Below are 24,421 nucleotides of genomic sequence, written 5' to 3' on the forward strand. Positions count from 1 at the left end.
ACACGCCGAAATGTTGGACGGCGTCAGCTACTTGGGATGTTTCGCCGTAAATCGGCGGTTGCATAGTACGGGCACAAGCATCGTGCGATGCGCAGGGTGCATCGCTACCGCCTATTCTAGGGGAAGACCGTTTCTGAGAATGTCTCGATACCCTTGTTCGGTCATCCAACGCGCGCGGGACAGGTGGCTGTCGTGCACGCGGCGGGCGCGCTCCGGCTCCGCCTTCGCGTCGATGCCAAGCAAAACCGACGACACCTCTTCCAGCGATGCTCCTGCATCGTTGGCGTCGAGAAGTCGCATGTAAAGCTTGAGATGATCGCGATCATAGAGGGTCACGGCCGCTTCGTTCGGCGGGGCATCTGCGATCGAAAGCTGGGTAGCGGGCATCGGTGTCCTGAGGGTCTGGTGCAATGATCAATGAACCGGAAACCATGACGCATGCAAGCGCCGGCCGGTTGAAACGCCACCGGGGCGACGACTGCGGTGTGCTTGGGTCGGCTTATTGCCCGCGTATTATAATACGTCGCATCAAAGTACGCGATCCGCATTTTACTCGCGGATGGATATTCGTGACGTTTTTGGAAAGAATCTCAAGCTCTACCGGCTGAAAATCGGCATTAGCCAGGATGCGCTGGCAGCGAAGATGGGCGTGGACCGCGCCCATGTGAGTTCGATGGAGCGCGGCCAGCAGAACGTGACCATCATCACCCTTTGGCATGCGGCGCTCGCGCTTGACGTGAAGCCGGCTGCACTTCTCGACGATCAGGCTCAGGATTAGAGGCGCCCCACCCGGCAAGATCGGGCGAGGCGCCGGAGGCGTCAGTCGCCGTTCTGGCGGCGGGAGCGCGACCAGATGAGACTGAAGCTCTCTTCTCCCTCGATGACGGTGTCGTCGAAGAGGTTGGCGTAGATCGGCGCGGTGAAGCTCGGATCGTCGAGCTTGAGGCTCAGATAGTCGCGGCCTTCGTTCGATCGCTTGGACCAGGCGGCGCCGATTTCCGCATTATGTGGTGCACCACATAACGCGGATTATGCTGAGAGTGGGATTATGCGGAGTGCCGGGTTTTGAGGTCCGGTTTTCCGGCGGTTTTGGGCGGATTCTGCTCCGCATAATCGCGGGGTTGGAAGGCGGGCGCCCCGCAGTGAGCGGAGCGCCCTTGTTCGGTCATCGCGACCAGATGAGCTTGTGCTCGCCCTTGTCGCCCTGCACCAGGGAGGCGTAGACCGGGGCCGTGAAGGAGGGGTCGTCGAGCTTGAGGGAGAGGTACTCGGCGCCTGTTTCCTTGGCGGTCTTGCTCCAGCCGGCTCCGAACTCGACGCCGTTGGCGGTGACCCGGTGGTCGGGCGCCTTGTCGCTGTCGTGGTCGCAGGGCTTGATGGTGGCCTTTACGTTGAGGGTGAGGGTTTTGATCGTGCCGGCGTAGATGCCGTTGTCGTCGCGGGTGAAGGTGCCGATCTGAGCCATTGTCGTATCTCCTGAGAGTTGTCCGAAGCCGCCCCATGCGGCCTCGATGGCGGTCGAGCGGCGACGGGCCGGACGGCTGCATTCAAGGGACCGCAGCGTGAGCGGAGGACGGCGGCAGCCGAGCTTGTTGCTTCGCGAGGAATGCGGCGAAGCCGCAGGGGAAGAAGGTCGGCGGAGCCGTTGCAGGCCAGGACCGGCCCGGCGCCAGACCAGCCCAGATGAGAGGCCGCATGGGGGCTTTGCTGCATTGTCGGTAGAGAACGACATGGACAGTCGGCGCTCCGTCGGCATGACCGGCGTCACAGGCGGCAGGGCAACCCTCCCGCCACCATGATCACCATGATCACCATGCCGCGACACGCCAACATGACGGTGCGCAGGACATGAAGACCCAATCCGACAAATCGGTATAGGCGGATGATCTTTGATCGGACGGCTCCCAGAAGCGAGATCGCGCAGCTTACGTCTATGCCTTCAGGTGATGGCGACCCAGCCGGTCACGACTATAAGAATTGCTGCCACCAGCGCCCCCGAGACATAGAGAAGAGTTCTGACGTTGCCGCCCTTGGCCGCGTTGCCGCCGCGCAAATAGACCGTAAGATGAACCAGTCGGATCACGACGTGGAGCCATACCAGCGCCGCGAGCACAGTCGGACCGACGCCGACCATCATCGCGAGCACGGCCGGCACGACGAACGGTGCCAGGGCCTCGACAGAGTTCAAGTGCACGCGATCGATGCGGTAGAGCGGGTTGTCGTCATCAGCCGGGAGTACAGGGCCGGAAAGGGCTCCTGCGCGACCTTTGGACGCCCCCGAATAGATCGCCAAAAGGATGGCTAGAAGGCAGAGCGCGAGCACGCCGATGATGCTGAGGGTGTAGGCTTCCATGTGGAGTTCAGTTCCTTTGGATCATGACCAGATCGGGACGGGTAAACCCGCACAGCTATACGCCCCGCCCTCAGGGCGCCAACGAGCGACCGTCAAGCCGCTCGCCCGAACAGATCGGCATAGCGCTTGAGGTAGAGCGGCCATCCCTGATCGCCGGCAACGCCGTCACGCACGCTTTCCCAGCCATCGCCGTGGCGATCCAGCTTCCGGTGCTCAAGTTCAACACGCGTCCGATGCGCTGTCTCGGCGAAGAATCGCACTTCCCATTCGCTCGCTTTTTCTGGATCGGTCTCGACCTGCCATCGTGGGCTGATATCCCAGCTCAAGAGCACGCGGCTCGGCGGCTCGTAGGCTAACACGCGTGCCCAGCGGCATTCACTGCCGTCGGTGCCGCGGTCATAGATATGGCCGCCAACGCGAGGCTCGAACACAGTCTCAGCGATCGGGACGGCGAGCATATTGTGTTCGGCAGGTTTGAAACTGCCCAAGTCTTCGGTGAATACCTTGAAAGCGCGCTCGATTGGTGCCTCCACCACGACGGATTGCTTCACGGGCGCGGGTGATACATGCGTGTTCATTGTGACTCCTTTGGCGGTTGCTCGACGGCCACCTTGTAGGCGGCCAGGGTTTTGCTCCAGAACCGGTCAAGCCAGGCGCGCATCTGGCCGAGCCCGTGCGGATCGATGTGATAGACGTTGCTGGCACCCTTCGGCTCGGAACGGACCAGGCGCGACTCGCGCAGCACCTTCAGGTGTTGGGAGACGGCCGATTGCGAGACCGGAACATGCCGCGTGATCTCGACGACCGAGCGGGGATGCTCCGCGATCAGCTCGAAGATCATGCGGCGGGTCGGGTCACCGAGGGCCATGAGTTGGGCGTTATCAACAGTCATAGCTTATCATTAGCTCATACTGATGATTAAGTCAAGCGATGCCGGGCGACGACGTGAACGGTTGTTCCAGCTGCTGCGAGTTCAATCCGGACCGGCAGTTGCATATCGCATGGAATAGTATCGCAGCCTTCGATTTGTTCGATGCGCCGGACCCTCCGGCGTCAACAAGCAACTCGAAGGAAAACAGGATGACAAAACGAAAGCGCAGACATCGCCGATGCGTCGATGTCCGGATCAATTGGCTGCAACCGCATGCTGAGGGCTTCAAAGACTGGCTCGACGAGCGGAATTACTCGCCCCCAACGATCATCGAGGTGGTGCGCCTGCTCGCATTATGGGCCGATTGGGTCCGGGCGAAGGGCTTCGAACTCGAAACACTCGCCGCGGGCCTTGCCGCCTCAGCATCGGTGTTCCGGGGCAGCAAGAAGGCTCGCGCACCGCAGGGCGCCGCCAAGCTGTTCATCTGTTATCTGCGTAATCAGGGCGTTCTTCCGCCGGCGCACAAACCGTCGCTCGAGGAAACCTGGCCGCAACTCGCAGCTTTCCGTCAATGGATGCGGGAGCAGCGCGGCATCAAGGATTCCACGCTCGACACCTATCAGCAAACCCTGACCGACCTGCTGGCGGCACTCGGAACCGATCCGGCGGCCTACACGGCCACAGCGATACGCGACTTCGTGCTCGAGCGGGCCAAACCACATGGGATCGGGCGCGCACGGGGCATCACCGTTGCGACGCGCGCCTACGTCAAATACCTCGTGGCGATCGGACAGTGCCCGATCGGACGGGAGCACGCGGTTCCGACCTTCGCAAGCTGGCAATTGGCGACGGTGCCTCGCTTCCTCGGGCAAGCCGATATCGATCGCCTGCTCGCCTCGTGTGAGGACAAGGGCCGATTACGTGACCGCGCGATCATACTCCTGCTTGCCCGCTTGGGGTTGAGAGCGAGCGAAGTCGCCAATCTCAGCTTCGGCGACATCGACTGGGAGAACGGTCTGCTGACGCTCTCCGGCAAAAGCCGGCGCGAGGAACACCTGCCGCTCACCCAAGAGATTGGAGACGCCATTCTCGCCTATATCGAGCAAGAACGGCCCCGAATTGCGACGACGCGCCTGTTCCTGACCGAAATAGCGCCGATCAGACCCGTGGGCCGTATCGCGGTGAAATGCCTGGTGCGGCGCGCCCTCGACCGGGCGGGGATCGCGAGCGTGCATCGCGGCGCTCACATGCTTAGGCATTCCGCCGCGACCGCGATGCTGCGTAATGGTGCGAGCCTTACCGGCGTCGGCACGGTGCTGCGGCACCGTTCGCCATCCGTCACCGCGCTCTATGCCAAGGTCGATATCGGCCTGCTGTCGGAGATCGCCCAGCCCTGGGGCGGGAGGCTGCCATGTTGAGGAACGCCACCGACCGCTACATCGCTTTGCGCCGCACGCTCGGCTACAAACTGGTCAAGACCGAGCGGCATCTTCATGCCTTCTCGGACTTTGCCGCCGACCGCGGCGAAACCCATATCCGGGCGGCAACGGTTCTTCGATGGCTGGAGACAGTCGCCGGCACGCCGAACACACGCGCCCGGCGCATGTCGGAAATCATCCTGTTTGCGCGCTTCCTCCATGCCGAGGATTCCCGCCATGAAATCCCGCGCGCCGACTTACCACGAAGCCAGGTCCGCCCTGTTCCCTACATCTACACCCCGGACGAGATCGCCCGCATCCTCGATGCGGCCGGCAGTCTCCGGCATCAGAAACCCAATCCCCTGAGACGTCAGCTCTACGTCATGCTGTTCGGGCTGATCGCAGCAACGGGGCTGCGAGTCTGTGAGGCGCTCGGGCTCAAGCTGGACGATATCCAGCCGGGCGGTGTGTTGCATATCCGCGAAACCAAGTTCCGCAAGAGCCGGCTCGTGCCGCTGCATGCCACGGTCGTCGAGGCGCTTGATCGCTATCTTGCGCTTCGTCGACAACATGCATGCGAAAGTCCCTGGCTGTTCACGTCCGTCCAACATCGCGAGATGTGCCCGACCACGGTGAACTATACGTTCCGCTGCGTCCTGCGACGCGCGGGGATCGCGCCGGAGCGAAGGCAACAGCCCCGCATCCATGATCTTCGCCATACCTTCGCGACACGGGTGCTGGAGCAATGCGGCGCTGAGCGTCGTGCGGTTGCCCGGCACTTCGTCGCCTTGTCGACCTATCTCGGCCATGTCGATGTCCGGAACACCTACTGGTATCTGGAAGCGACGCCGGGGTTGATGGCGGATATCGCCGCGGCCGGGGAAATGCTGGTCGGGGAGAGCGCCGCATGACGCAACTCGCTCCGCTCATCACCGGCTTCCTGCGCGATTACATGCCCAGTCAGCGAGGCTACAGCCCGCAGACCTGCGAGACCTATGCCTTCAGCTTCAAGCTGCTGTTCGACTTCGCCGCGAAACGGTTGCGAACCCGGCCGTCGCAGCTTGCGATCGAGGATCTCGATGCGCCGATGATCGTGGCGTTCCTGACGCATATCGAGCAGGACCGCGGCAACAGCGTCTCCACCCGCAACCTGAGGCTTGCCGCCGTCAAGGCGTTCATGCGCTATGTCGAATACCGGGTGCCGTCGGCCCTGGAGCAGATCGGCAGGGTCCATGCGATCCCGGTCAAACGCCACGATCAGAAGCTCATCCGTCATCTGACGATGGAGGAGGTTCGCGCGATCCTCAATGCTCCCGATGTTACGACCCGATCCGGCGTGCGCGACAGGGCGATGATGCATCTGTGCTTTGCTGGCGGCTTGAGGGTCTCCGAACTGGTCGGCATCCTGATCGCAAACCTCTCGCTTCAGCATGGCGCGAGCGTGACGATCCGGGGAAAGGGCCGCAAGGAACGTTGCCTGCCGCTATGGAAGGAAACCGCGCGCGATCTTCGGGCGTGGCTCAGCGTCAGGGGCGACGTTCCCGTGCCGGAACTGTTCGTCAACGCCCGAGGCGAGCCGATGACCCGAGCGGGATTCGAGTATATCCTCGACAAGCACGTCCGCAAAGCGGCCAAGACCTCCGCATCGCTGCGCGATCGCAGTGTCTCCCCACATCAGCTCCGGCATAGCTGTGCCGTGATCATGCTGCAGGCCACCCACGACATTCGGAAGGTCGCCCTCTGGCTCGGTCATGCCGATATCCGCACGACGGAGGTCTACCTGCGCATGGATCCCTCCGAGAAGCTGGAAGCGGTCGAGGCGGTCGTTCCTCCTGAACTGAGGCGCGGCCGGTTCAAGGCGCCGGATGCATTGATCGCATCCTTACTCTCCGACGTGGAAGGGCCAAGCTGAGTTGCCGTGTCGCGGCATGATACCTCAAAACCCGGCACTCCGCATAATCCCACTCTCAGCATAATCGACGCGGCCGACGAAGACGCGGTGCGAGGGAGCGTTGTCGTTAGATGACCCCTCTTCAGGGACGATGCGGACGTTCTTCGCCTGAACGTTCAGGGTGACGATCTCACCGACGAACTCGTTGCCGGTCTTCTTGAAGGTTCCGATGGTGGCCATGTCAGTTCTCCTTTTGGCTTTCGAGCCCGCGCCCGTCGCGGCCTCGATGGCGATCGGTACGGCCGGGGCGACCGCCGACGCAGTCCCTGGACCCGGAGCGGATGCGGAGGACGGTGGAGGCGGAGTTTCTTGTTTCGCGAGGAATGGGCGAAGCCCAGGGGATGAAAGTCCGGCTCCACCGTTGCGGCCAAGGCGGTCGAGGCGTCAGCCGATCCCGGCCAGATCAGGCCATGAGAGGCCGTGACGGGCGTGGGTGATGAGGCTCAGGAGAACCGTTGAATGTCGCCAGCGATCACCGATAAACGCCGGCGATATGTTGTGAAGGGTGGTTGCTCGCATCGGGTAAGGAGAAGAATGACGGCATCCGGGGAGAGGACGGATCGACAAGGCGGTGACCTGTCGCTGTCCGAAGCGGCGCCCGATCGGCCCCCGCTGCCAGTGCACGAATTCGGCCACAGCACTATCTGGTGAGCCCGGTGCACGCGCTGCCAATTTCAGTCAAGAAGCTGACATCTGGACGGGGAAGCCGGCAAAGGGGCTATGCGGACCGAGCTGCTATTGACGTTACGCGCCGGCAGATCCGCTCGCGGCCCACAGTTGCCATCTGTCCGTAGCCACCAAGTTGCACTGCAGAAGACCCGAAGCAGACACCTCTCGACCGCGCAGCATTAGGTCGGGTAACTCGCCTCACGGGCATTCCAGTCTTGATGTAGTATTTAAGTGGCGAGACAAGAAGCCGGACTGGAAATATTGCGATCAGGGCCTGCCTAATTTCAGCGGCGTCGCTGGTCGCCTTCATTTACAAGCGACAACCTCCCACGTCGCTCGTCACGATGATGGGTACGGCTGAACTACTCTTTGACTTCCAACGGTGGCAACAAGCGCCCCATACCTTTGCCGACGAGCGCTGCTATTTCGCTCGGACGGTAGGATGCGGCCAGCAGACGATTCTCGTCTTCACTCAAACCGTTTTCGAAGCCGTCCCACCTCGCAGCCGCGACAGTTTCTTCGATCCGCTCAAGGCCTTTGAGAAGCCGTTCGTCTGGCGCAGGCGCATCGTGTGCCGAAGGAAACCATTCCGCGTAGTCGGGACGCAAATTTCGAATGACATCCAGTGCCGCGCCGCCAAATCCTCCAGCCAAATAGAGCGGTTGCCTGCGTTCCAGAGCAAACAGCACCTCTTCAAATATGCCCGGCATGACCCCTTGGAATCCGGCGCGTTTGCCTCCGATGACTATGCGCGCACTTGTGTTGGTCGTCATGTAGGTCCGCAAACCCGATAGAGAGCGGGCGCGCTCTTCGGCTGGCGGATCATCGATCACAGGTTCATCAACCGGACCATCGAGCCTGTCCCCTTCAGGCGAGAGAAAGTGTATCTCGCCGAACAGCCCAAGCAGGTCTTTTTGTTTGGCTATCTGCTCCGGTGTCATCCCCCGATGAACCGTCCAGGCCAGGCAAACTTTGAGCGGACGGTCGCGCCGCCCGTAGCGGTACAACTCTTCGATCAGAAAATTCGTGATGCCACCGGGTTGAAGATGCCCGCCATAATACAGCGCGCCGCCCGCGATGATCACCGTACGGGCCAACTCTCCGAGCGTCATCCGAAAATGCGTATCCAGTAGTCCGAGCCGGTCAAGATCGGGACTGTCGGATACGGACAAGCCAAGCTGTTTGCCATGCAACGCGTCCGCCGGGAGTAGTTCGGCCCTTTGCTTTTCTGCGGCCATAGCTATCCCCCTCTCGTGGCAAGCTGGCGCGGAGTCATGATATCGATCTCCCGTCCAAGGCGGGTAGTTCGCGCATAGTTCAACAACACATCCCGCTCTTCGGGACCCAGCGGCGGATCGGGATGCAGAATCCGGACAGTGTTGTCACTGTCGTCGTCGCCGTTTTGCGCCAGATAGGCATCGATCCAGCGAGACAGGGTCAGCGGTTCGGGGGCATGCGGTGCCCACCATGCAACATCGAGTTCAGGGCGCTCGTGAGCAAGATCTTTCTGGTGCATCCAGAGCGCGCGTTTCAGACATTCATCGACCAGGAGATTGAGGGCGCGATAGACGTCCTGCCGCTGCCAGCGCCCATCCGCTTTTCTGACTGCGATTCGGGGCACATGATCCATGAGGAACGAGCCGCGTTCTTCACCGACGCCGATGGCGTCCATCATGATCACCGGCATACCATGCGTCTTGGCGATAACCACCTCGCGCTGACACCATTCTCGGCTGGAATACAGGTCTGTGCGCAGCGCGAGCATTGCGCTTGTACCGGATTTGTCGCGCAGTTCCTGATCCCAATCGGTGCCCGGTTGCAGGTCATTGGCATCGAAAAAGTCGTTCAGGCGCGTATTGCGGATAACTTCGCGCACCAGATCGACCAGAGTATCGACATCTTCGCCTTCTCCCTGGCTGTGCCGCTTTGTGTGGCTGATGAACGCTGTCAATCGATCCATTTCATCGGGCGATACCAACTGCGCAAGCCCTTGTGTCAGGTCACGGCAGAGCATGCTCTCGACGCCTTCACCGTTCCGGTCGGGATTGCCCGCCGCGACGAACTGGAAGTTGCCCAGAATATCCTGAAGCTCTGTACCGTGCGTAGCGCCTGCATCCAATGCGTAGGGGAACACGCCGACGCATTCGGGCGATGCTTGATGCAAGTCCCGGATCGCATTCACATATGCATGCCACTGTGTGTTCTTGTCCTCGACGCACGCGGCCATTTCAGTGCCGAGCAAGGGGACGACAGCCACAAAGCTCGCGGGCCTGATACCGTTCGGCGCGGCCCAGCCTTCGGCATAGACAGGTCTGGGCGCGGTGCCCGAACCTTCCCATCCCGTGCTTCGCAAGGATACCTGTACACCGCCGCCGATCACGCCGGAGAAGGTTGGTCCCTTCATGAAGTGATTGAAGATCGTCTCGGCGAAGCCTGCGCCTCGTTGGTCGTCCGGGTGCCAGAGCACGAAGATTTCAAGGATGGGCGGCAGCATCTAACTTCTTTCGGTTGCGAGGCGATCCAGGCTCGCACTTTGCGCATATATGGTATAACCTGCAAGGAAAGACACAGTATCTGGTCAGGCTGAAAGGATAACACCGATGAGCAACGAGACCAAAAATGTATTCATCAGCCATGTCCACAAGGACGACGAGGGCCTGACCGATATCAAAAACCTGCTCAAGAACAAGGGCATGAACGTGCGCGACAGTTCGATCAATTCGGATCGCCCGAACAATGCGAAGTCGCCGGATTACATTAAATCCGAAATACTTGCGCCCCGCATTGATTGGGCCAGCACGATGATCGTCTACATCTCACCGGAAACCAAGAACAGCGAATGGGTTAACTGGGAGATCGAGCGCGCGCACAAGCAGGACAAAACCATTGTCGGTGTGTGGGAGCGTGGAGCCAACGGATGTGAGGTTCCCGAAGCGCTCGACGAATACGGGCATGCGCTTGTTGGCTGGAACGCAGACAAGATTATTGACGCCGTGAATGGGGATTATGAGCAGTTTGAGACACCGGACGGCACAACGTGCGAGCCCCGGTCTATTCGCCGACATCCGTGCGGTTAACCGGGACGCCGTGCCGGTCCTTCATAGCTATATCGTTGCCTATGACAGCGGGTTCGCGCCGAACCCGTTCAACGGATATTGCACCCTGGCAACCTGCAAACCGGAAATAAGAAAGCGCGCCGCGATAGGCGATTGGATTGTCGGCACCGGCAGCAACAAGGCAGGCGTTCGTCGAGGAGGCTTTCTGGTCTACGCGATGCGGGTGCAGGAAAGCTTGACATTCGCCGAGTACTGGAACGATCCGCGATTCACACGGAAGAAGCCGAACATGTTCGGCAGCTACCGGATGGCGTGCGGGGATAACATCTACTGCCCCACGGACGGCGGCGGTTGGCATCAATTGAATTCCTACCATAGCAGGGCTGACGGGACTCCGTACCCCAAGCACATCAACCGCGATACGTCGGTTGATCGCGTTCTGGTCAGCGAGGATTTTGTGTATTTCGGGGCCGAAGGCCCGCCCATTCCGGACGAGTTGAAAGCAGCGCGGATTGTGCTGGCCGGGCGAGGCCGACTCAAGGTCACAGACACGGACGCGATAGCGGCGTTCGAAGCATGGCTTGTTGAACTGGGCGTCCAGGGATACCAAGGCAGGCCGTTCGACATGGTGGAAGCCGCGAGAAAGAGAGGGGCACAATGAGCGGATCGCCCCCCAGCGCACATGTTCTGCTGTCCGAGTACGAGCAAGCCATCGCGCCCACAGACCGTTTTGAAGATTCTGAAATCACGCCGATTTTGTTGGGCCTGTTTGGTGAGGTCGGCAGCGTGATGAGCACGTCGAAGAAGCTTCAGCGGGAAAAGACCGCGTTCACGGGATTCCAGCGCGATGTCGAGGAAGAGCTTGGCGATACGCTCTGGTATGTCGCCGCGCTTTGCAGGCGTCTGGACGTGAAGCTCTCGGACATGTTCGCACGAGTTCTCGACGGCAACGGTTACGCGGTCAGCATCGCCGCCAACGCCGACCCCGCGCATCCGGTCGCCCAGGTCATGACCGCCAAGGACATCGCACCGCTGGACTCCGTCCTGCTGCGGCTGGGCGAGCAGGCGGCCAAACTTCTGAACCTCGATGTCACTGCCGGCACGGCCAAAGATCAGGTTCTCAGCTTCGTCCGGGTCTACATCGAGGCCATACAAGCCGCCCATGTCTCGTTTTCTGCCGTTCTGAGCAGCAACATGGCCAAAGCATGCGGTCGCTTCATTGCATCGAATCCCGACGATCTACCGGATTTTGATGCTGACTTTCCCGAAGAAGAGCAACTGCCACGTTATTTTGAGATCGAGATATCGCAGCGGGCCGATGGCCGCAGCTATCTGCGGTGGAATGGCGTCTTTATCGGCGACCCGCTATCGGACAATATTGCCGATGAGGACGGGTATCGCTTTCACGATGTCTTCCACTTTGCCAACACGGCAATCCTGCACTGGTCGCCGACATTCAGAGCGCTGATCAAGCATAAGCGCAAGAGCCGGAAACACGTCGATGAGGCCCAGGACAGCGGACGGGCTATTGTCATCGATGAGGGGCTGTCAGCCTATATCTTTTCCTATGCCAAATCTGTGAATTTCTTCGAGGATCAAAAGACGGTTTCCTTCGATTTGCTCAAGGCCGTGCGCAATTTCGTGCGCGGTTACGAAGTCGAGGCCTGTCCTCTTCATCTATGGGAGTACGCGATCTTGCAGGGCTACGAGGTTTTTCGTGAAGTACGAAAGAACAATGGCGGCATCATCGTCGGCAATCGTGATGAACGCACGCTACACTACAAAACCGCCGGAAAGTAACAAGCATGACGTGTACACAGGAGATTTTCAGAACGCTGGGAGACATTCGGTTCGAGAATACCTTTAATCCGTATTTCGAGCGGTGCCCTGTCTATGATGCGAAAGATGCACCGGAGCTAAGGCGGCACTATCTCGCAGAAATGCTGCACCGTGCTGCCGACGCCGAGTTGGATGCGATCTGGGTCGGGCGTGACCTCGGATATCGTGGGGGGCGGCGAACCGGTCTGGCGCTGACGGATGACGTGCATTTTGCCGATCATTTGGAGCGTTGGGGGTTGGATGTGCAGCGTCCGACCTACGGCAAGCCTGTCGCCGAACGGACCGCCGCCGCAATCTGGGATATCCTGCTGCGCGTCAACGTGCCGGTCTTTCTCTGGAATGTCTTTCCCCTCCATCCCTTCATCAAGGGTGATCCGTTCTCCAACCGCGCCCACAACGCCAGAGAGCGCAGGGCGGGGGCCGAGATTTTGATCCAGATGGTCGAATATCTGCAACCGAAGCGGGTCATTGCCATCGGCAACGATGCCTACAACGTCCTGTCCGGTGTCTTTGCCGAGGACTTTGTCTACAAGGCAAGGCACCCCAGCTATGGCGGGCAGGCCGAGTTCTTGGCTACGATGCAGTCACTCTATGCTACGCAAATCGCTGAGCGCGAACCGGATTTGTTTGACCATATGCCGGAAGCAGACATCAACTCGCGGTAGCCTTTACCGCGTACGTCCGCCTTCACGTTCGAGGCCCATTGTTGGTTCATACGCGGCGATCTTTCACTTTCCGCCCACGCCGGCAAGGCTGGGGATTCGCATGGTAGGCCAGCGCGATACTGCGGAGCTGCCCGTCATTCCTGCCGTTCACTGCGACCACGAAGCTGTTTGAATGTCGAATTCACCGTGTGCGGGGCAAACCTTCAGGGTGATGCAATGCGCTTGTCACGCAATCATAGTACAATAGAAGTTATTTCATATACTGCAGTAGTTGTTGCGCAATTGGCCATCAGCACTGCCTGTTATTATGCATCCGCTCGCGTGGATTCACAATCAGGTGCGTATGCGTCTGCCGCCTTTGGAAAGCAGCTTCTATTGCGGTTACAAGGGATTGCGTAGAGGTCGGATATTTCATGTGCCGAGCGTAGCAGTCCGCTTGCCCTTCTCCGCGCAAATTGTCGTTAAAGCGCTTTGGAAAGTACCCGCCTTGCTCGGGGTAGCTTGGAAGTTTGATCCCGAGCAATCCGTTAGGGCTTATCGTTTCTCCTTGACGAAGTGATGCCTGAAGCTCCCAATCGACATAGCGTCGTGCCCACGTACACCTGCCAAGCATTAGTAGCGTAACGGTCGAGTTGGAGAGATAGAGCTCACGGATGCGACGCATGACGTAATCTGTGCTGGCGCTTTGAACGACCTCACCAGGCATTTCGTTGCCGAGACCGCGAGCGATAAAGGTATCTGCCTCGTGATCGAAGTCCCGAATGAATTGATCGACTTCACGCTGGTCAGCGTGATGGTAGGAGATAAAACATTTTCGGCGAACGACTGCCATAGCGACCTCACATAATATCGTTGCATGCGGGCAAGCTAACACGCTCTCCGCTTTTCATGCTTCCCGAATATTCAAGAAATCTGGTTTTCTTGACTTGTTTGGATGTCCGCTCCTCTTGTGGACCGCGAGAATGCTTGCACGCGCAGAGAATGACAGCCCTTCACCCTCTCAAGACTTTGGTGCTTACCGATGCACAAGGTGGGCTCGTGGTATGAAATCGCTGCGATCTCTTCAAGCGGCTACTTCAAACCGGCTGAGGTGATTCTGACCCTGCAAGAGACGCAATGCGCGCCCATGCGGTGACACCGACAATGATCGCACCGACGCTGGCGAAGACGAGCGTCCAAGTCTCACCTGCGCCGCCGGCTTGTGAGAGACCCTTCACTGCTTGGAACCCAGCAAGACCTGCCGGCAAGGCGTAAAGTGCCCCGAGTGCAAGGCGGATGATCGGTGAACGGATTATAGCGAAGGCCAGTTGCCCGAGAACAAAAGCAGCGGTGCCGGCAAACAGGGTGACGACAATCGCGCCGATCAGACCTACGCCATTTTCAAACGCATAGTACCCGACAGTGACCGCGATGAAGAACGGGAGCGCATAGACGGCTAGGCTGAACAGAAGCCAGCAGAGAAAACCGAGGCCGATGACGCTCAGAAATGCGGACAGGAACATGGGCGGTCTCCTTGTGGATGGAGCGCCTCCACCAACCGCCATGGCGCTTTTTCAAATATAGCGCAGCGTAGCGCGCGTCGGAACCGTCCGGCGCGCGCATCGGGTGATGCATATGGCGCATCACGTCGCCTGCGTTGAACTTTGCCGGGACCGGAAGTCGAAGAGCGGCACGCCGAGCTTGCGGGCCTTGTCGGCGAGATTGTCGGTGATCCCGGAGCCCGGAAAGAGGATGAGCCCGATGGGCATCGCCTCCAGGAGCGCGTCGTTGCGCTTGAACGGCGCGGCCTTGCCGTGGCGTTTCCAGTCGGGCTTGAAGACGATCTGCTGGCATTTGCGGGCGTCGGCCCAGCAAGCAGCGATCTTCTCGGCGCCCTTGGGCGACCCGCCATGCAGAAGCACCATGTCGGCGTGCTTGGCCTTCACCCGGTCGAGCGCCGCCCAGATGGCGCAATGGTCGGTGACGTCGAGCCCGCCGGAGAATGCGACCCGTGGGCCGGTCGGCAGGAGGGGTTCGATCTCGGCGCGCCGCTTCGCCGTCAGATAGTCGCGGCTGTCGATCATGGCTGCTGTCAGTGTGCGATGACTGATCCTCGATCCCGAGTGCGGACGCCAGGCCTGGCCGATATGGGTTTCGAAGTGCTCGGCGGCGATGTCGCGCATCAGCTCATAGGCATTGCGTCGCTCGATCAGCGTGACGCCCTGCGCTGTCAGGGCTTCGAGTTGGACGGAGCGCACTTCCGAGCCGTCCTGTTCACGCTGCGAGCGTTTCTGGGCCTGCTCGTTATCGTCTAGGTCGCGGTCGACACGGATTGCTGTGCGATGGAACAAGTTCGTCACCGACCAGAGCAGGTCTTCGAGATCCGGCTCGAGTCTGGTGTCTTCCAGCGTCGCGGCAAGCGCGTCGAAGATGTCGGCTATCGCGCCCTGGAGGGCGTCGGTTTCGGGCAAAGGTCTCGAATCGGGCTCGTCGGCGAAAGGTCGGTAGCCGTAGAGCTGTAACTCTTCGAGCACGACCGCGGTTGCGGAGCTGGACATCGGTTCGGTGGCCTCGGTTGTCATGGGATGGTCTCCTGCTTCCCGTGAGGCCGCGCCTCTCGCGGCCTTCCCGAGCGACGGAAAAGCGGGGACTGGCCGGGACTACACCGCCGATCCCGGCGGCCGGAGCCGAAGGCGGAGGACGGCGGAGGCGGCGCTCTTTTGTTTCGCGCTGCAAAGCCGGGCGCACATATGGTCTGTGTCGCCACGCGGAACGCGTGGGTAGGCCCGGCGGCGGAAAAGAGCGTCGCCGTAGCCGTTGCCGGCCCGGCCAGTCTCCGCTCCGTCTCGCTCCTCTCGGAAGGCCGAAGGCGTGGCTCTCGGATAGGGAGGCGCTCTGACGATGCTGCGAGAGCGGCGACAGGCCTGCTCAACCGCTCAGGAATCGCATGAAAGCAGGCGGGATAAATCAGCCGTGGCCAGTTGCTGACAGAGATGCGCCCGCAGGTCGTCCCGCCCGAGATTGCGGAGGTCTTCGTTGAAGTCGCCGCCAAGAGGGGACAGCCGGATCGTCTCGACGCCGATGGCATCTGCGCGTTCGGTCAGATTGGCGGCCGCCATGGCGCCTGCCTCGTCGGCGTCGGCAGCGATATAGAGACGCTGAAGCCCGGTCGGCAGGATCAGGGCGGCGAGATGGTTGGCCGATAACGCGGCGATGACCGGCAGGTCGGGCAAAGCCATGCGCACGGACAGCGTACTTTCCAGCCCTTCGCCGGCAGCAAGAAGGTCGGTCGCGGTCCCGATCCGCACGCCATGGCCGAGCAGATTTCCCATCGCCTTGCGCGGTGGGTCAAGCGGGGCCTTGCGCGCCGTCGCCGGATCGAGCCAGGTGCGGTGGACGCCGGTGAGATTGCCTTGTCCGTCCGTGACCTTCGCGAGCAATGCGGGCCAAGTCTCCGACGGCGCATCTTTCGGCTGACCTTCACGCCAATAGTAGCACCGCGGATGAAACCGCAGCACTGGCGCATCGCCAAGTCGAGCAAGACCGCGCCGATGGAGATAGCGCTCGGCGAGCGTTCCACCGATCGGTCTTCCCATGGCGAAGAGACGACGCGCCGCCTCCGGTGATCCGGCGGGTGCGGATTGGCGCCCACGTCGTTGCGGTTCGGGACGCGGCAGACTCAGAAAGCGTCGCGCCTCGTCAAGCGTCTCACGGAAGGTGCGTAGTTGCTGCGCGGCGGCAATGAGGTCGATTAGATCGCCATGCTCGCCCGTGGCGGCGTCGGTCCATTTCCCGGCGGCGCCCGGACCATGAGCTGGTCCACTCAGGCGCACATAGAGACTGCGCCCGGGCGTGTTCCGGGCGTCGCCGACGATCCAGTAGTGGCCCTGTCTGCGGCCGTTGGAGAGATAATGGTGGCAAACGGCCTCCGCCTCACGGCCAAGCCGCCGCGCAATATCGGATACTGTATCAGTCATGCGCGCCTCCATATCGACAGCAAAAAAGAAGGAGCCCGCCACGAGGGGCGGGCTCCAGGGGCGGCTGCGGGAGCCACGGGGGAATGGCTCCCGGTCACTCGGCCGCGGTGGCGAAGGCGTTGCCGGTGACAGGTCCATCATCGGTGACGACGGCGGAATCGCCCATGGCCGTTTCGCCGCCTTCTTCCGCCGATAGCGCTTCACCCTCGGGCGAAACCGGCATACGCAGCACTTCGGGCAGCCAGCCGGTTCCGTCGAGAAGCTCTTCGGCCGCCGCGACCATCTCCGGCTTCTTGAGACCCGCAATGCGGTCGGCAGCCTCGTCGCCCTTGGCTTCGCGAATGGCTTCCAGAATGCGGGCCTTGGTGACGCGCGCGAGATAGCTCTCGCCCGGCGGCGTCCAGCCGGCCGCCGCCATGTCGAGCCCGAGCGTTGCGGCGAGCACGTCCGCATGGGCAAGCGCCCGCGGGCGGCGGTTATAGGGTTCATGGACGGCGTTGACGGTCATGGCGACGCAATGCGCGAACAGCGCCTCTCGGCTGTCGCTGTCGAAACCAACCAGCGCATCCCACAGATCCTCAGGCGCTTTGGGAAGCGCAGCGAGCCACCTTTCGGTGCGAGCATCGATGTTGAGCGCATAGGCCGTGTCGGCGAGACCCGACGCCTGAGCACCCAGACTAGAGCTGTGCGGCGTGATCTCGACGCAGCTATCCAGCGGATAGTGATAGAACAGCCGCAGCGTCATCGCGTGCAGGGCGGCGAGGAACGCCGTCTGCGGATCGTTGGCCAGCGCGTCGCGCAGGGCAAGCGTGCGATGCGCCGTCAGTTCCATGACGAGGCGGTCGGAGAGCGGCTTCAGGCCATCGTCTTCCTCTTCGGTCTCTCCGCCGGAATCCGCAGTCGTGGCATGATCGACCTCTTCATCGGCGGAGGCGTCAATCCCATCGACCTCATCCTGACCATTGGTCTCGACCGGGGGTTCGTCCTCGGGACGGACATAGCCGCGCTCGACGCGCAAGCGACCGTCATGGCCGATGCTGACGAAGACGCCGGCCATGGCGATTTCGTCCGGCTCGAAGCGGACGGGCCGCTCCTGCAAGGTCTCCATCGCCGTTTCGATCTCGCCGAGCCGGATGTCGATCTCTTCCGGGAACTCCTCGGCGCTGGCGTACTCGTCTTCGAGCCGATCGTATTCAGCCTTGAGCGCTTCAAAGCTGGCCGTCTCCTCGTCGCTCATCGGCTCGGGCTCGCCGATAATCCGGCGCAGACCGTAGGTGTGGCCGTAAGGGAAGTCGGCGCCGATCTCGATCCATTTCCAGCCTTCGGCGCGGATCGCTTGCGTCTCTGTTTCGAGCTTTTCGTCGACGAGCTTCGCAAGCAGGCCGGCGTCCTGCAGCCAACCGCCATCGTCGGACTGGAAGAGATCGCGCAGGATGACGCCGCCGGCGGCTTCATAGGCGTCGAGCCCGACGAACTGCGCCCGGCGATCGGAAGCGCGCACGGCGCCTTCGGTCAGCATACGGCGGATTTCGAAGGGCTGCTTTACGTAGGTCCGCTTGATCGATGCCCAGACCTGTTCCTGGCGCTCATGGTCGGGATTGACCGTGAAGGCCATGAGCTGGTCGAGCGTCATTTCCTCTTCCGCATATGCGTCGAGGAGCGACGGCGAGACGGCGGCGAGCTTGAGCCGTTGCTTGACGACATTCGCGGAGACGAAGAAGGCCGCCGCGATCTCTTCCTCGCTCTTGCCCTTCTCCCGCATCGCCTGGAAGGCGCGGAACTGGTCGAGCGGATGAAGCGGCGCACGCTGAACATTTTCGGCGAGGCTGTCCTCTTCGGCGAGGCCGTCGGTGCGCACGATGCAGGGCACGGGCGCGGTGCGATTGAGCCGCTTCTGCTTGACCAGAAATTCGAGCGCCCGGTAGCGGCGTCCGCCGGCCGGGATCTCGAACATGCCGGTTTCAGCGCCGTCCTCGTCCAGCACCGGCCGGACGGTGATCGAGGACAGGAGCGTGCGCCGGGCGATGTCCTCGGCGAGCTCCTCGATCGAGACGCCGGCCTTGACGCGCCGGACATTGGACTGGCTCAGCACCAGCTTGTTGAAGGGGATGTCGCGCGAGGCGCTGAGAGTGATTTTCTGAGACTTGGTCATGTCAGTTCTCCATGACGGGCTGGCCGAAAGCCTCTCTCTCAGCCTCCAAACCCGTCACGAAAAAACCGGCCCGCCTCTTCCTCTCGAGGAAGCGACGGACCGGAAAGACAGAACGCCAGTTGCAGCTACGCCGCGCGCTCCAGAAGCTTCTTCGCCTTGCCCTCCATATCGAGCCGGGCGTCCTGCTGTGGTTTCGAGCGGGCGACGGCAGTGATACCCTGCACGAAGTCGAACACGGACTCTGGCGGGCGGCCTTCCTCGACAAGGACCGTCTCGATGATCCTGGCCGTCTCCGCCTTGGAGAAACCGCGTTTGCGGAGGAAGTCGGTGCGATCGTCGTCGCTGCGGGCGACGATGCGCTCGCGCGCAGCCCGGATGCCTTCAATGAAAGGCCGCGGCGAGGAGTCGGCGAAGCGGGTCAGCGCCGGCGCCGCCTCGCGCGCGAAGCGATTGGCGGCGTATTTGGAATGGCGGATGCTGATTTCCTGAAAATCCTCAACGCCCCAGAGATTGCGATTCTGGCAGACGGCCCGCAGATAGAAGCTGGCGATGCCGAGCGTCTTGGCGCCGACTTCGGAATTCCAGCAATAAAAGCCCCGGAAATAGAGATCCGGCGATCCGTCGGGCAGCTTGCCCGCCTCGATCGGATTCATATCGTCGACCAGGAAGAGGAAGACGTCGCGATCCGAGGCGTAGAGCGTCGTCGTGTCCTTGGTGATGTCGACTATCGGGTTGTAGACACCGCTCGACCAGTCGAGCGTGCCGGGCACCTTCCAGCGCGTATCGCCGGTGCCGTTGCCTGCGATCTTCTGCACGGCGGTGACGAGCTCGTGGTCGTAGATGCGACCATAGTCCGGGCCGGTGACGGCGCGCAGTTCCGTGCGCCCGTCCTCGGTCTCCAGCGTCTTGATCTGATCGGCGCGGTGCGAGGTGAGCCCGTACTGTAAATTAATGCCGGCGAGCGGCGCCGGAAGCTGGCGTAGATAGGCCGCCGGCGCGCTGACCAGGCTGGCGAGTTGGCCGAAGCTCCAATGGGTCGGCGCAACCGGGGCCTCGGCGTCGGGTAGGACGAGCGCCAGGGTTTCCGGACCGTCGCGATGGGCCTCGACGCGGATCGCTGCACTCTCGACCATCCGCGTGCGGCTGCGCTCGGCGCGGGTTTTCACAGAGGCGTAGAGCTCAGACAGGGACAGGTAGCGCTCGTCGTCCGGCCGCGAAAACCATTCCGAGGAGACGCGGCCGATCCGCTCTCCGCGCGCTACATCGACTTTGTAGCCGCCACTTGCGTCGCGCCGGCCCTCCAGGGTTTCAAGGTTGGTCATGGGTCAATCTCCGTGGGCGGGCCGGCCGGGAGCCTCTCTCTCGACCTCCAAACCCGTCACGGCGAAAGCCGCCGAACTCTTGCTCTCTGGGGGTGGGGTACGGGGGAATTTCACCGCTCGGAGGGGGCGGCCGAGACTACAGGCTCGTCCGCAGAGGGAAACCTTTCCCCTTCCGCATGTTCAGGAAAACCGTAAATGTGTAGAGTCAGTGTGTCAGGTATGCTTGGCGATGCCGGTTTGACTTATTTTGAACCTTGGCTTGAGACGAAGTTATTTTAAGAAGATCACCAAATGGCTATGCGCGTAATACACACATCAGACTGGCAAATCGGCAAGGTATTTCGTTTCGTAGATCCTGCTACTATGGGCCTCCTCCAAGAAGCTCGCTTGCGCGCTGTCAGCAAGATCGGCGAGTTGGCGAACGAATACGGTGTTCAACATGTGCTAGTTGCCGGCGACGTCTACGATATGGAAGCCCTGTCTCCGCGTTCGCTTAACCAGCCGCTGGAGCGGATGCGCAACTTCCCCGATACGCATTGGCACCTACTACCCGGCAATCACGACCCGCATCGCCCCAACGGACTTTGGGATCAACTCCTGCGCAAGGGGCTTCCCGCGAACGTCCATGTCTATACGGAGCCGGGGCCTGTCACCTTTGAAGAAGACTCGCTGTCGATCCTTCCGGCCCCTCTCTATCACCGCCGGCGGCTTGATGATCCGACGGCCTATATGGACGATGTGGCGTTGCGGGACGGGCTGTTCCGTGTCGGGATTGCCCACGGCACGGTGACCGGCTTCGGATCGGAGGATCGCGACGTTCCCAACTTCATTGCGCCAGACCGCCCGGCCCGTGCCGGCCTGTCATATCTTGCAATGGGCGACTGGCATGGACAAAAGAAGATCAACGAGCGCTGCTGGTACAGCGGTACACCGGAGACCGATGCCTTCGATGTGACCGGTGGCGGCCAGGCGCTGCTGGTGGAAATCGACGCTCATGAGCGCGCACCGGAAGTCACACCGCTGCCGACCGGCCACTACGAATGGCTCACGCAATCGGAGCAGATCAACAGCCGCGAGGACATAGACCGCCTCGCTGGAACGCTGCGGACGGTCGCCGCTGACCTGGATCGCGTGCTCATCCGTTTGGCGATTGAAGGCGCCGTGTCGCTTGATGACCGCCAATATTTCGAGAACGAAGTGGTGGATGGCGTATCAGCCGCGTTCTGTTTCATGCGCGTTGATGACCGGCGCCTGTTCCCGCACCCGACGGCGGAGGACCTTGACCGGATCGATCGCGGCGGCTTCGTCCGTGCGGCGGCGGAAGAGCTGAAACGCAAATCCGAGGAAGGCAGCGACGACGAACGGGCCATTGCCGCCGAGGCGTTGCAGCGTCTTTATATCGAGCACATGAAGCTCCAGGCGGGCCGCCAATGAAACTGCGGTCGCTTGCGCTGAATCAGTTCAAGAAGTTCACCAGCCCGGTGCGGCTCGATGGCATTGCGGACGGGCTGAATGTCATCGTCGGTCCCAATGAGATGGGTAAATCGACGCTGCTTGAAGCGCTCCGGGCGGCGCTGTTTGAGAAATACAGCTCGAAGGCTCAGCCGATTACGGCGTTGCAGAACGATCGCAACCAGGCCGGGCCGGTTGTCGAGCTTGCCTTTGAGCTGGATGACGGCGTGTACCGCATAACGAAACGCTTCGTCAAAAAGCCCTATGCCCGATTGTCGTGCCCCGATGGGCGAACGCTGGAAGGCGATGCTGCCGAAGATGTCCTGCGCGATTTGCTGGGGTTCGATGAGCCGGGAAAAACTGGCGCCAAAGCCGAAACGCTTGGCATGTGGAATGTGCTGTGGGTTCAACAGGGCCACTCGTTCGGTGCGCTCGACCTGCCGCAAAGCGCTAGAGCTAATCTGCATAGTGCCTTGGAATCCGAGGTTGGCACGGTCCTCGGCGGCCGTCGCGGCCGGGCGCTTCCGCAGGCCATCGAAAAGCAGCTTGGCGAACTGGTCACGGGCGGCGGCAAGCCGCGCGGCGCGTACAAGGAACTGATCGACAACATCGAAACTCTGCAAACCGATCTTGCGGATTTACAGGGCCGCCGCGAAGAGCTGTCCAGAACACTCGATCAGCTTGAGCAAGCGCAGGAGACGCTGGCGCGCCTGTCCACCGGCGATCGCGACGAAGCCGATGAGACGGAACTGGCGGATGCCCGGAAGCGCCACGGTCATTTGGCGGAACTGGAAGCGCGTATCGCCGCAGCGGACAGCGATCTTGCTCTGAAACAGCGCAATCTTGAGCAGGCCAACCAGGCCCTGGTCGCGCGCACCGCGTTAAGACAGGCTATTGCTGACGAAGAGGAGGCCGTGGAAACGGCCCGCAAGGGGCTAGATGATGTACGTGGCCGGGAAAAAGAGGCCCGTGCGCGGCTCGACCAGTTGCGGACCGCGGTCCGTGAAGCCGAGGCCGGCGTTACCACGGCAGATGACGCGGTATCCCATCAGCGGCGTATATTGGCAGCCGTCGAACGCAAGGGTCGCATTCGTGAGCTCGAAGGACGGCACGAAAAAGCGGCGGCGGCGGAAGAACGGCAACGCAAGGCCCGGCAAGAGGCTGCCGCCATTCTTGTCACAGACGAAACCCTGACGGAAATCCGCGATGCCGCGAAAGCTCTCGAGACCATCGACAGCCGCCTAAGCGCCGCCGCCACGCGCATTACGTTCGATATGGCAGCCGATGCCTTGTCGGGAATTGAAGTTGATGGCCGCAAGGTGGCCATCGATGACCCGCCCGTTCAGGCAATCGGTCCGACGACGATTACGATACCCGGCCAGGGCCGCATCACGGTCGAACCGGCGGTCAAGGACCGGGACAAGCTGCGCGATCAGCAACGCGAAGCGAGAACCGCTCTTGAGACCGCCTTGCAGACCGGGGGCGTGAAAACTGTCGATGACGCCGAAGAGCAGCACAGGAGACGGCAGAAGCTGGTGCAGGATGGAGAACTCGCCCGTCAGGAAGCCGTGCTGCATGCGCCGGCCACGGACGATCACGACGCCGGGGCCGAGGCGCTGGCGGGTTATATAGAGAGTTTGCAACTCATCCTGACGCGCGATCTCGCCGATCTTGAAATTGATACGCTTCCCGCAAAGCAGGAGGCCGACACGGCGCTGCGCGCCGCCCTTGAACAGGCCGAAGAGGCCCGAAGCGCCGTGGACATGGCCAGGGCAGCCCTCGGCGGTCCCGAAGATGCGTTGGGCGCACTTCAGACTCAACTCGGAACCGTCAGAACGCGATATGACGACAGCGGCGTCCGGTTGGAAAAGCGGCGCGCAGAGTTGGCGGCCGCCGAAGAAAATCAGGCGGACACCGCCCTGCAAGCCGCGATCGACGCCGCCGAAAAGGCAGTGTCAGACCAGGAAGATGCCATTGCCAGTCTCAAGGATCAGCGCACGGACGAAACCCTTCCTCAACTCGAAGCCCGCATCGGCCGTCTCGAACAGGCGTTAAGGGATCGCCGTGAAAAACGTGGCAACCTCAAGGAAACCATCGCCGGCCTGCGTTCTCATATCGAAGTCCTCGAAGGTGCCGGTTTGGACGAGGCCATTGAACAAAAAGCCCGTGAGCTGGAACGCGCGACGGACGAGCGCCACCGCGCCGACCGGGAAGTCCAGGTATTAAACTTGTTGCTGACCACCCTGCGGGCTGCCGAACAGGAGGCGAAGGAGCGTTACCTGTCTCCCGTGCTCAACCGCGTGCGGCCGTATTTGCAGCTCCTTTTTCCGGGCGCCGAAATCACAATCGACGAAGACTTGCGTATCGTCGGCGTCACCAGGGAGGCCGGATACGAGGAAGCCTTCCATCATCTAAGTATGGGGACCCAGGAGCAGATCGCGGTTCTGATTCGGCTCGCTTTTGCCGAAATGTTGGTCGAACAGGGCCATCCGGCAACCGTCATACTGGATGATGCGCTCGTGTTCTCCGACGACCACCGCATGAACCGGATGTTCGACATACTGAACATGGCCGCGCGCAACGTTCAGGTCGTCATCTTCACATGCCGCGAGCAGCTCTTCGAGGAACTGGGTGGTCGGCAGCTCTCACTACAAGCCGGGAGCGCGGAGGAACTGGTATCGGCATGATGACAAAAGGATCGCCGAGCACGACCAGAT

Annotated in this window: 23 protein-coding genes and 2 pseudogenes; 10 read left to right on the plus strand and 15 right to left on the minus strand. The window is 61.4% G+C overall.

What is annotated here, in order from left to right; genetic code table 11:
- Positions 1-111 precede the first annotated feature (111 nt).
- On the minus strand, positions 112-387 hold the full coding sequence (locus tag KKY_RS17565) for a DNA -binding domain-containing protein (RefSeq protein WP_014132734.1): 276 nt from the start codon (positions 385-387) through the stop codon (positions 112-114).
- A gap of 172 nt (positions 388-559) precedes the next feature.
- Between KKY_RS17565 and KKY_RS17570 the strand changes: the two genes are divergently transcribed.
- Complete coding sequence (locus KKY_RS17570; protein ID WP_014132735.1) at positions 560-778, plus strand: helix-turn-helix domain-containing protein; 219 nt, start codon at positions 560-562, stop codon at positions 776-778.
- A gap of 41 nt (positions 779-819) precedes the next feature.
- Here the strand turns inward: KKY_RS17570 and KKY_RS20180 are convergent.
- The 5 genes and pseudogenes from KKY_RS20180 to KKY_RS17590 all read right to left on the minus strand — a co-directional run.
- A pseudogene (locus tag KKY_RS20180) lies at positions 820-1,002 on the minus strand (DUF736 domain-containing protein); the annotation flags it as partial.
- A 163-nt stretch (positions 1,003-1,165) separates the two neighbouring features.
- Positions 1,166-1,465, minus strand: coding sequence for a DUF736 domain-containing protein (locus KKY_RS17575; RefSeq protein ID WP_014132736.1), 300 nt, complete (start codon positions 1,463-1,465; stop codon positions 1,166-1,168).
- 474 nt (positions 1,466-1,939) lie between these two features.
- Positions 1,940-2,353 carry an MAPEG family protein gene (locus KKY_RS17580; RefSeq protein WP_014132737.1) on the minus strand — a complete coding sequence of 138 codons (414 nt, stop codon included), beginning with the start codon at positions 2,351-2,353 and terminating at the stop codon, positions 1,940-1,942.
- A gap of 92 nt (positions 2,354-2,445) precedes the next feature.
- On the minus strand, positions 2,446-2,931 hold the full coding sequence (locus KKY_RS17585) for an SRPBCC family protein (protein WP_014132738.1): 486 nt from the start codon (positions 2,929-2,931) through the stop codon (positions 2,446-2,448).
- Positions 2,928-3,245 (minus strand): ArsR/SmtB family transcription factor, encoded by a 318-nt coding sequence (locus tag KKY_RS17590; protein WP_041528871.1) that lies wholly within the window; start codon positions 3,243-3,245, stop codon positions 2,928-2,930. The genes KKY_RS17585 and KKY_RS17590 overlap by 4 nt, the downstream gene beginning before the upstream one ends.
- 38 nt (positions 3,246-3,283) lie before the next feature.
- Between KKY_RS17590 and KKY_RS17595 the strand changes: the two genes are divergently transcribed.
- The 3 genes from KKY_RS17595 to KKY_RS17605 are packed head-to-tail and all read left to right on the plus strand — an operon-like array spanning position 3,284 to position 6,554.
- Positions 3,284-4,642 carry a tyrosine-type recombinase/integrase gene (locus tag KKY_RS17595; RefSeq protein WP_244404029.1) on the plus strand — a complete coding sequence of 453 codons (1,359 nt, stop codon included), beginning with the start codon at positions 3,284-3,286 and terminating at the stop codon, positions 4,640-4,642.
- Positions 4,636-5,553: a tyrosine-type recombinase/integrase gene (locus KKY_RS17600; RefSeq protein WP_014132741.1), complete on the plus strand. Its 918-nt coding sequence runs from the start codon at positions 4,636-4,638 to the stop codon at positions 5,551-5,553. Before KKY_RS17595 ends, KKY_RS17600 begins: the two co-directional genes overlap by 7 nt.
- The gene (locus KKY_RS17605) at positions 5,550-6,554 is read left to right on the plus strand and encodes a tyrosine-type recombinase/integrase (protein ID WP_014132742.1); all 1,005 of its coding nucleotides are present in this window, start codon (positions 5,550-5,552) and stop codon (positions 6,552-6,554) included. The genes KKY_RS17600 and KKY_RS17605 overlap by 4 nt, the downstream gene beginning before the upstream one ends.
- Positions 6,555-6,590: 36 nt before the next feature.
- Here KKY_RS17605 and KKY_RS17610 read toward each other — a convergent pair.
- The 3 genes and pseudogenes from KKY_RS17610 to KKY_RS17620 all read right to left on the minus strand — a co-directional run.
- Positions 6,591-6,773, minus strand: a pseudogene (locus tag KKY_RS17610) (DUF736 domain-containing protein); the annotation flags it as partial.
- 851 nt (positions 6,774-7,624) lie between these two features.
- Positions 7,625-8,500, minus strand: coding sequence for a hypothetical protein (locus KKY_RS17615; protein ID WP_139305173.1), 876 nt, complete (start codon positions 8,498-8,500; stop codon positions 7,625-7,627).
- Positions 8,501-8,502: 2 nt separating this feature from the next.
- Entirely contained in the window at positions 8,503-9,756 is a 1,254-nt protein-coding gene (locus tag KKY_RS17620) for a TIR domain-containing protein (protein ID WP_041528873.1), read from the minus strand.
- Between the two features lie 106 nt (positions 9,757-9,862).
- Here KKY_RS17620 and KKY_RS17625 point away from each other — a divergent pair, with 106 nt between their 5' ends.
- The 4 genes from KKY_RS17625 to KKY_RS17640 are packed head-to-tail and all read left to right on the plus strand — an operon-like array spanning position 9,863 to position 12,822.
- Positions 9,863-10,339, plus strand: a complete 477-nt coding sequence (locus KKY_RS17625) for a TIR domain-containing protein (RefSeq protein WP_014132744.1) — start codon at positions 9,863-9,865, stop codon at positions 10,337-10,339.
- Positions 10,269-10,979 (plus strand): Nmad2 family putative nucleotide modification protein, encoded by a 711-nt coding sequence (locus KKY_RS17630; protein ID WP_244404030.1) that lies wholly within the window; start codon positions 10,269-10,271, stop codon positions 10,977-10,979. Before KKY_RS17625 ends, KKY_RS17630 begins: the two co-directional genes overlap by 71 nt.
- On the plus strand, positions 10,976-12,118 hold the full coding sequence (locus KKY_RS17635; RefSeq protein WP_014132745.1) for a nucleoside triphosphate pyrophosphohydrolase family protein: 1,143 nt from the start codon (positions 10,976-10,978) through the stop codon (positions 12,116-12,118). Before KKY_RS17630 ends, KKY_RS17635 begins: the two co-directional genes overlap by 4 nt.
- A gap of 5 nt (positions 12,119-12,123) precedes the next feature.
- Positions 12,124-12,822 carry a uracil-DNA glycosylase gene (locus tag KKY_RS17640; protein WP_050811754.1) on the plus strand — a complete coding sequence of 233 codons (699 nt, stop codon included), beginning with the start codon at positions 12,124-12,126 and terminating at the stop codon, positions 12,820-12,822.
- Between the two features lie 289 nt (positions 12,823-13,111).
- Here the strand turns inward: KKY_RS17640 and KKY_RS17645 are convergent, their stop codons facing one another.
- The 6 genes from KKY_RS17645 to KKY_RS17670 form a co-directional block, all read right to left on the minus strand.
- Positions 13,112-13,654: a TIR domain-containing protein gene (locus KKY_RS17645; protein WP_041528875.1), complete on the minus strand. Its 543-nt coding sequence runs from the start codon at positions 13,652-13,654 to the stop codon at positions 13,112-13,114.
- A 244-nt stretch (positions 13,655-13,898) separates the two neighbouring features.
- Positions 13,899-14,324 (minus strand): hypothetical protein, encoded by a 426-nt coding sequence (locus KKY_RS17650; RefSeq protein ID WP_014132747.1) that lies wholly within the window; start codon positions 14,322-14,324, stop codon positions 13,899-13,901.
- Positions 14,325-14,444: 120 nt separating this feature from the next.
- The gene (locus KKY_RS17655) at positions 14,445-15,383 is read right to left on the minus strand and encodes a DUF2493 domain-containing protein (RefSeq protein ID WP_014132748.1); all 939 of its coding nucleotides are present in this window, start codon (positions 15,381-15,383) and stop codon (positions 14,445-14,447) included.
- Positions 15,384-15,737: 354 nt separating this feature from the next.
- Entirely contained in the window at positions 15,738-16,778 is a 1,041-nt protein-coding gene (locus KKY_RS17660; RefSeq protein ID WP_041529627.1) for a DUF7146 domain-containing protein, read from the minus strand.
- A gap of 94 nt (positions 16,779-16,872) precedes the next feature.
- On the minus strand, positions 16,873-18,930 hold the full coding sequence (locus KKY_RS17665) for a ParB/RepB/Spo0J family partition protein (RefSeq protein ID WP_014132750.1): 2,058 nt from the start codon (positions 18,928-18,930) through the stop codon (positions 16,873-16,875).
- A gap of 125 nt (positions 18,931-19,055) precedes the next feature.
- Positions 19,056-20,252, minus strand: a complete 1,197-nt coding sequence (locus tag KKY_RS17670; RefSeq protein ID WP_014132751.1) for a hypothetical protein — start codon at positions 20,250-20,252, stop codon at positions 19,056-19,058.
- 291 nt (positions 20,253-20,543) lie between these two features.
- Between KKY_RS17670 and KKY_RS17675 the strand changes: the two genes are divergently transcribed.
- Both KKY_RS17675 and KKY_RS17680 read left to right on the plus strand, forming a co-directional pair.
- The gene (locus KKY_RS17675; protein WP_050811755.1) at positions 20,544-21,686 is read left to right on the plus strand and encodes a metallophosphoesterase family protein; all 1,143 of its coding nucleotides are present in this window, start codon (positions 20,544-20,546) and stop codon (positions 21,684-21,686) included.
- Positions 21,683-24,391, plus strand: coding sequence for an AAA family ATPase (locus tag KKY_RS17680; protein ID WP_014132753.1), 2,709 nt, complete (start codon positions 21,683-21,685; stop codon positions 24,389-24,391). Before KKY_RS17675 ends, KKY_RS17680 begins: the two co-directional genes overlap by 4 nt.
- The last annotated feature ends 30 nt before the right edge of the window (positions 24,392-24,421 follow it).

It is taken from the genome of Pelagibacterium halotolerans B2 (assembly GCF_000230555.1).
Lineage (GTDB): Bacteria > Pseudomonadota > Alphaproteobacteria > Rhizobiales > Devosiaceae > Pelagibacterium > Pelagibacterium halotolerans.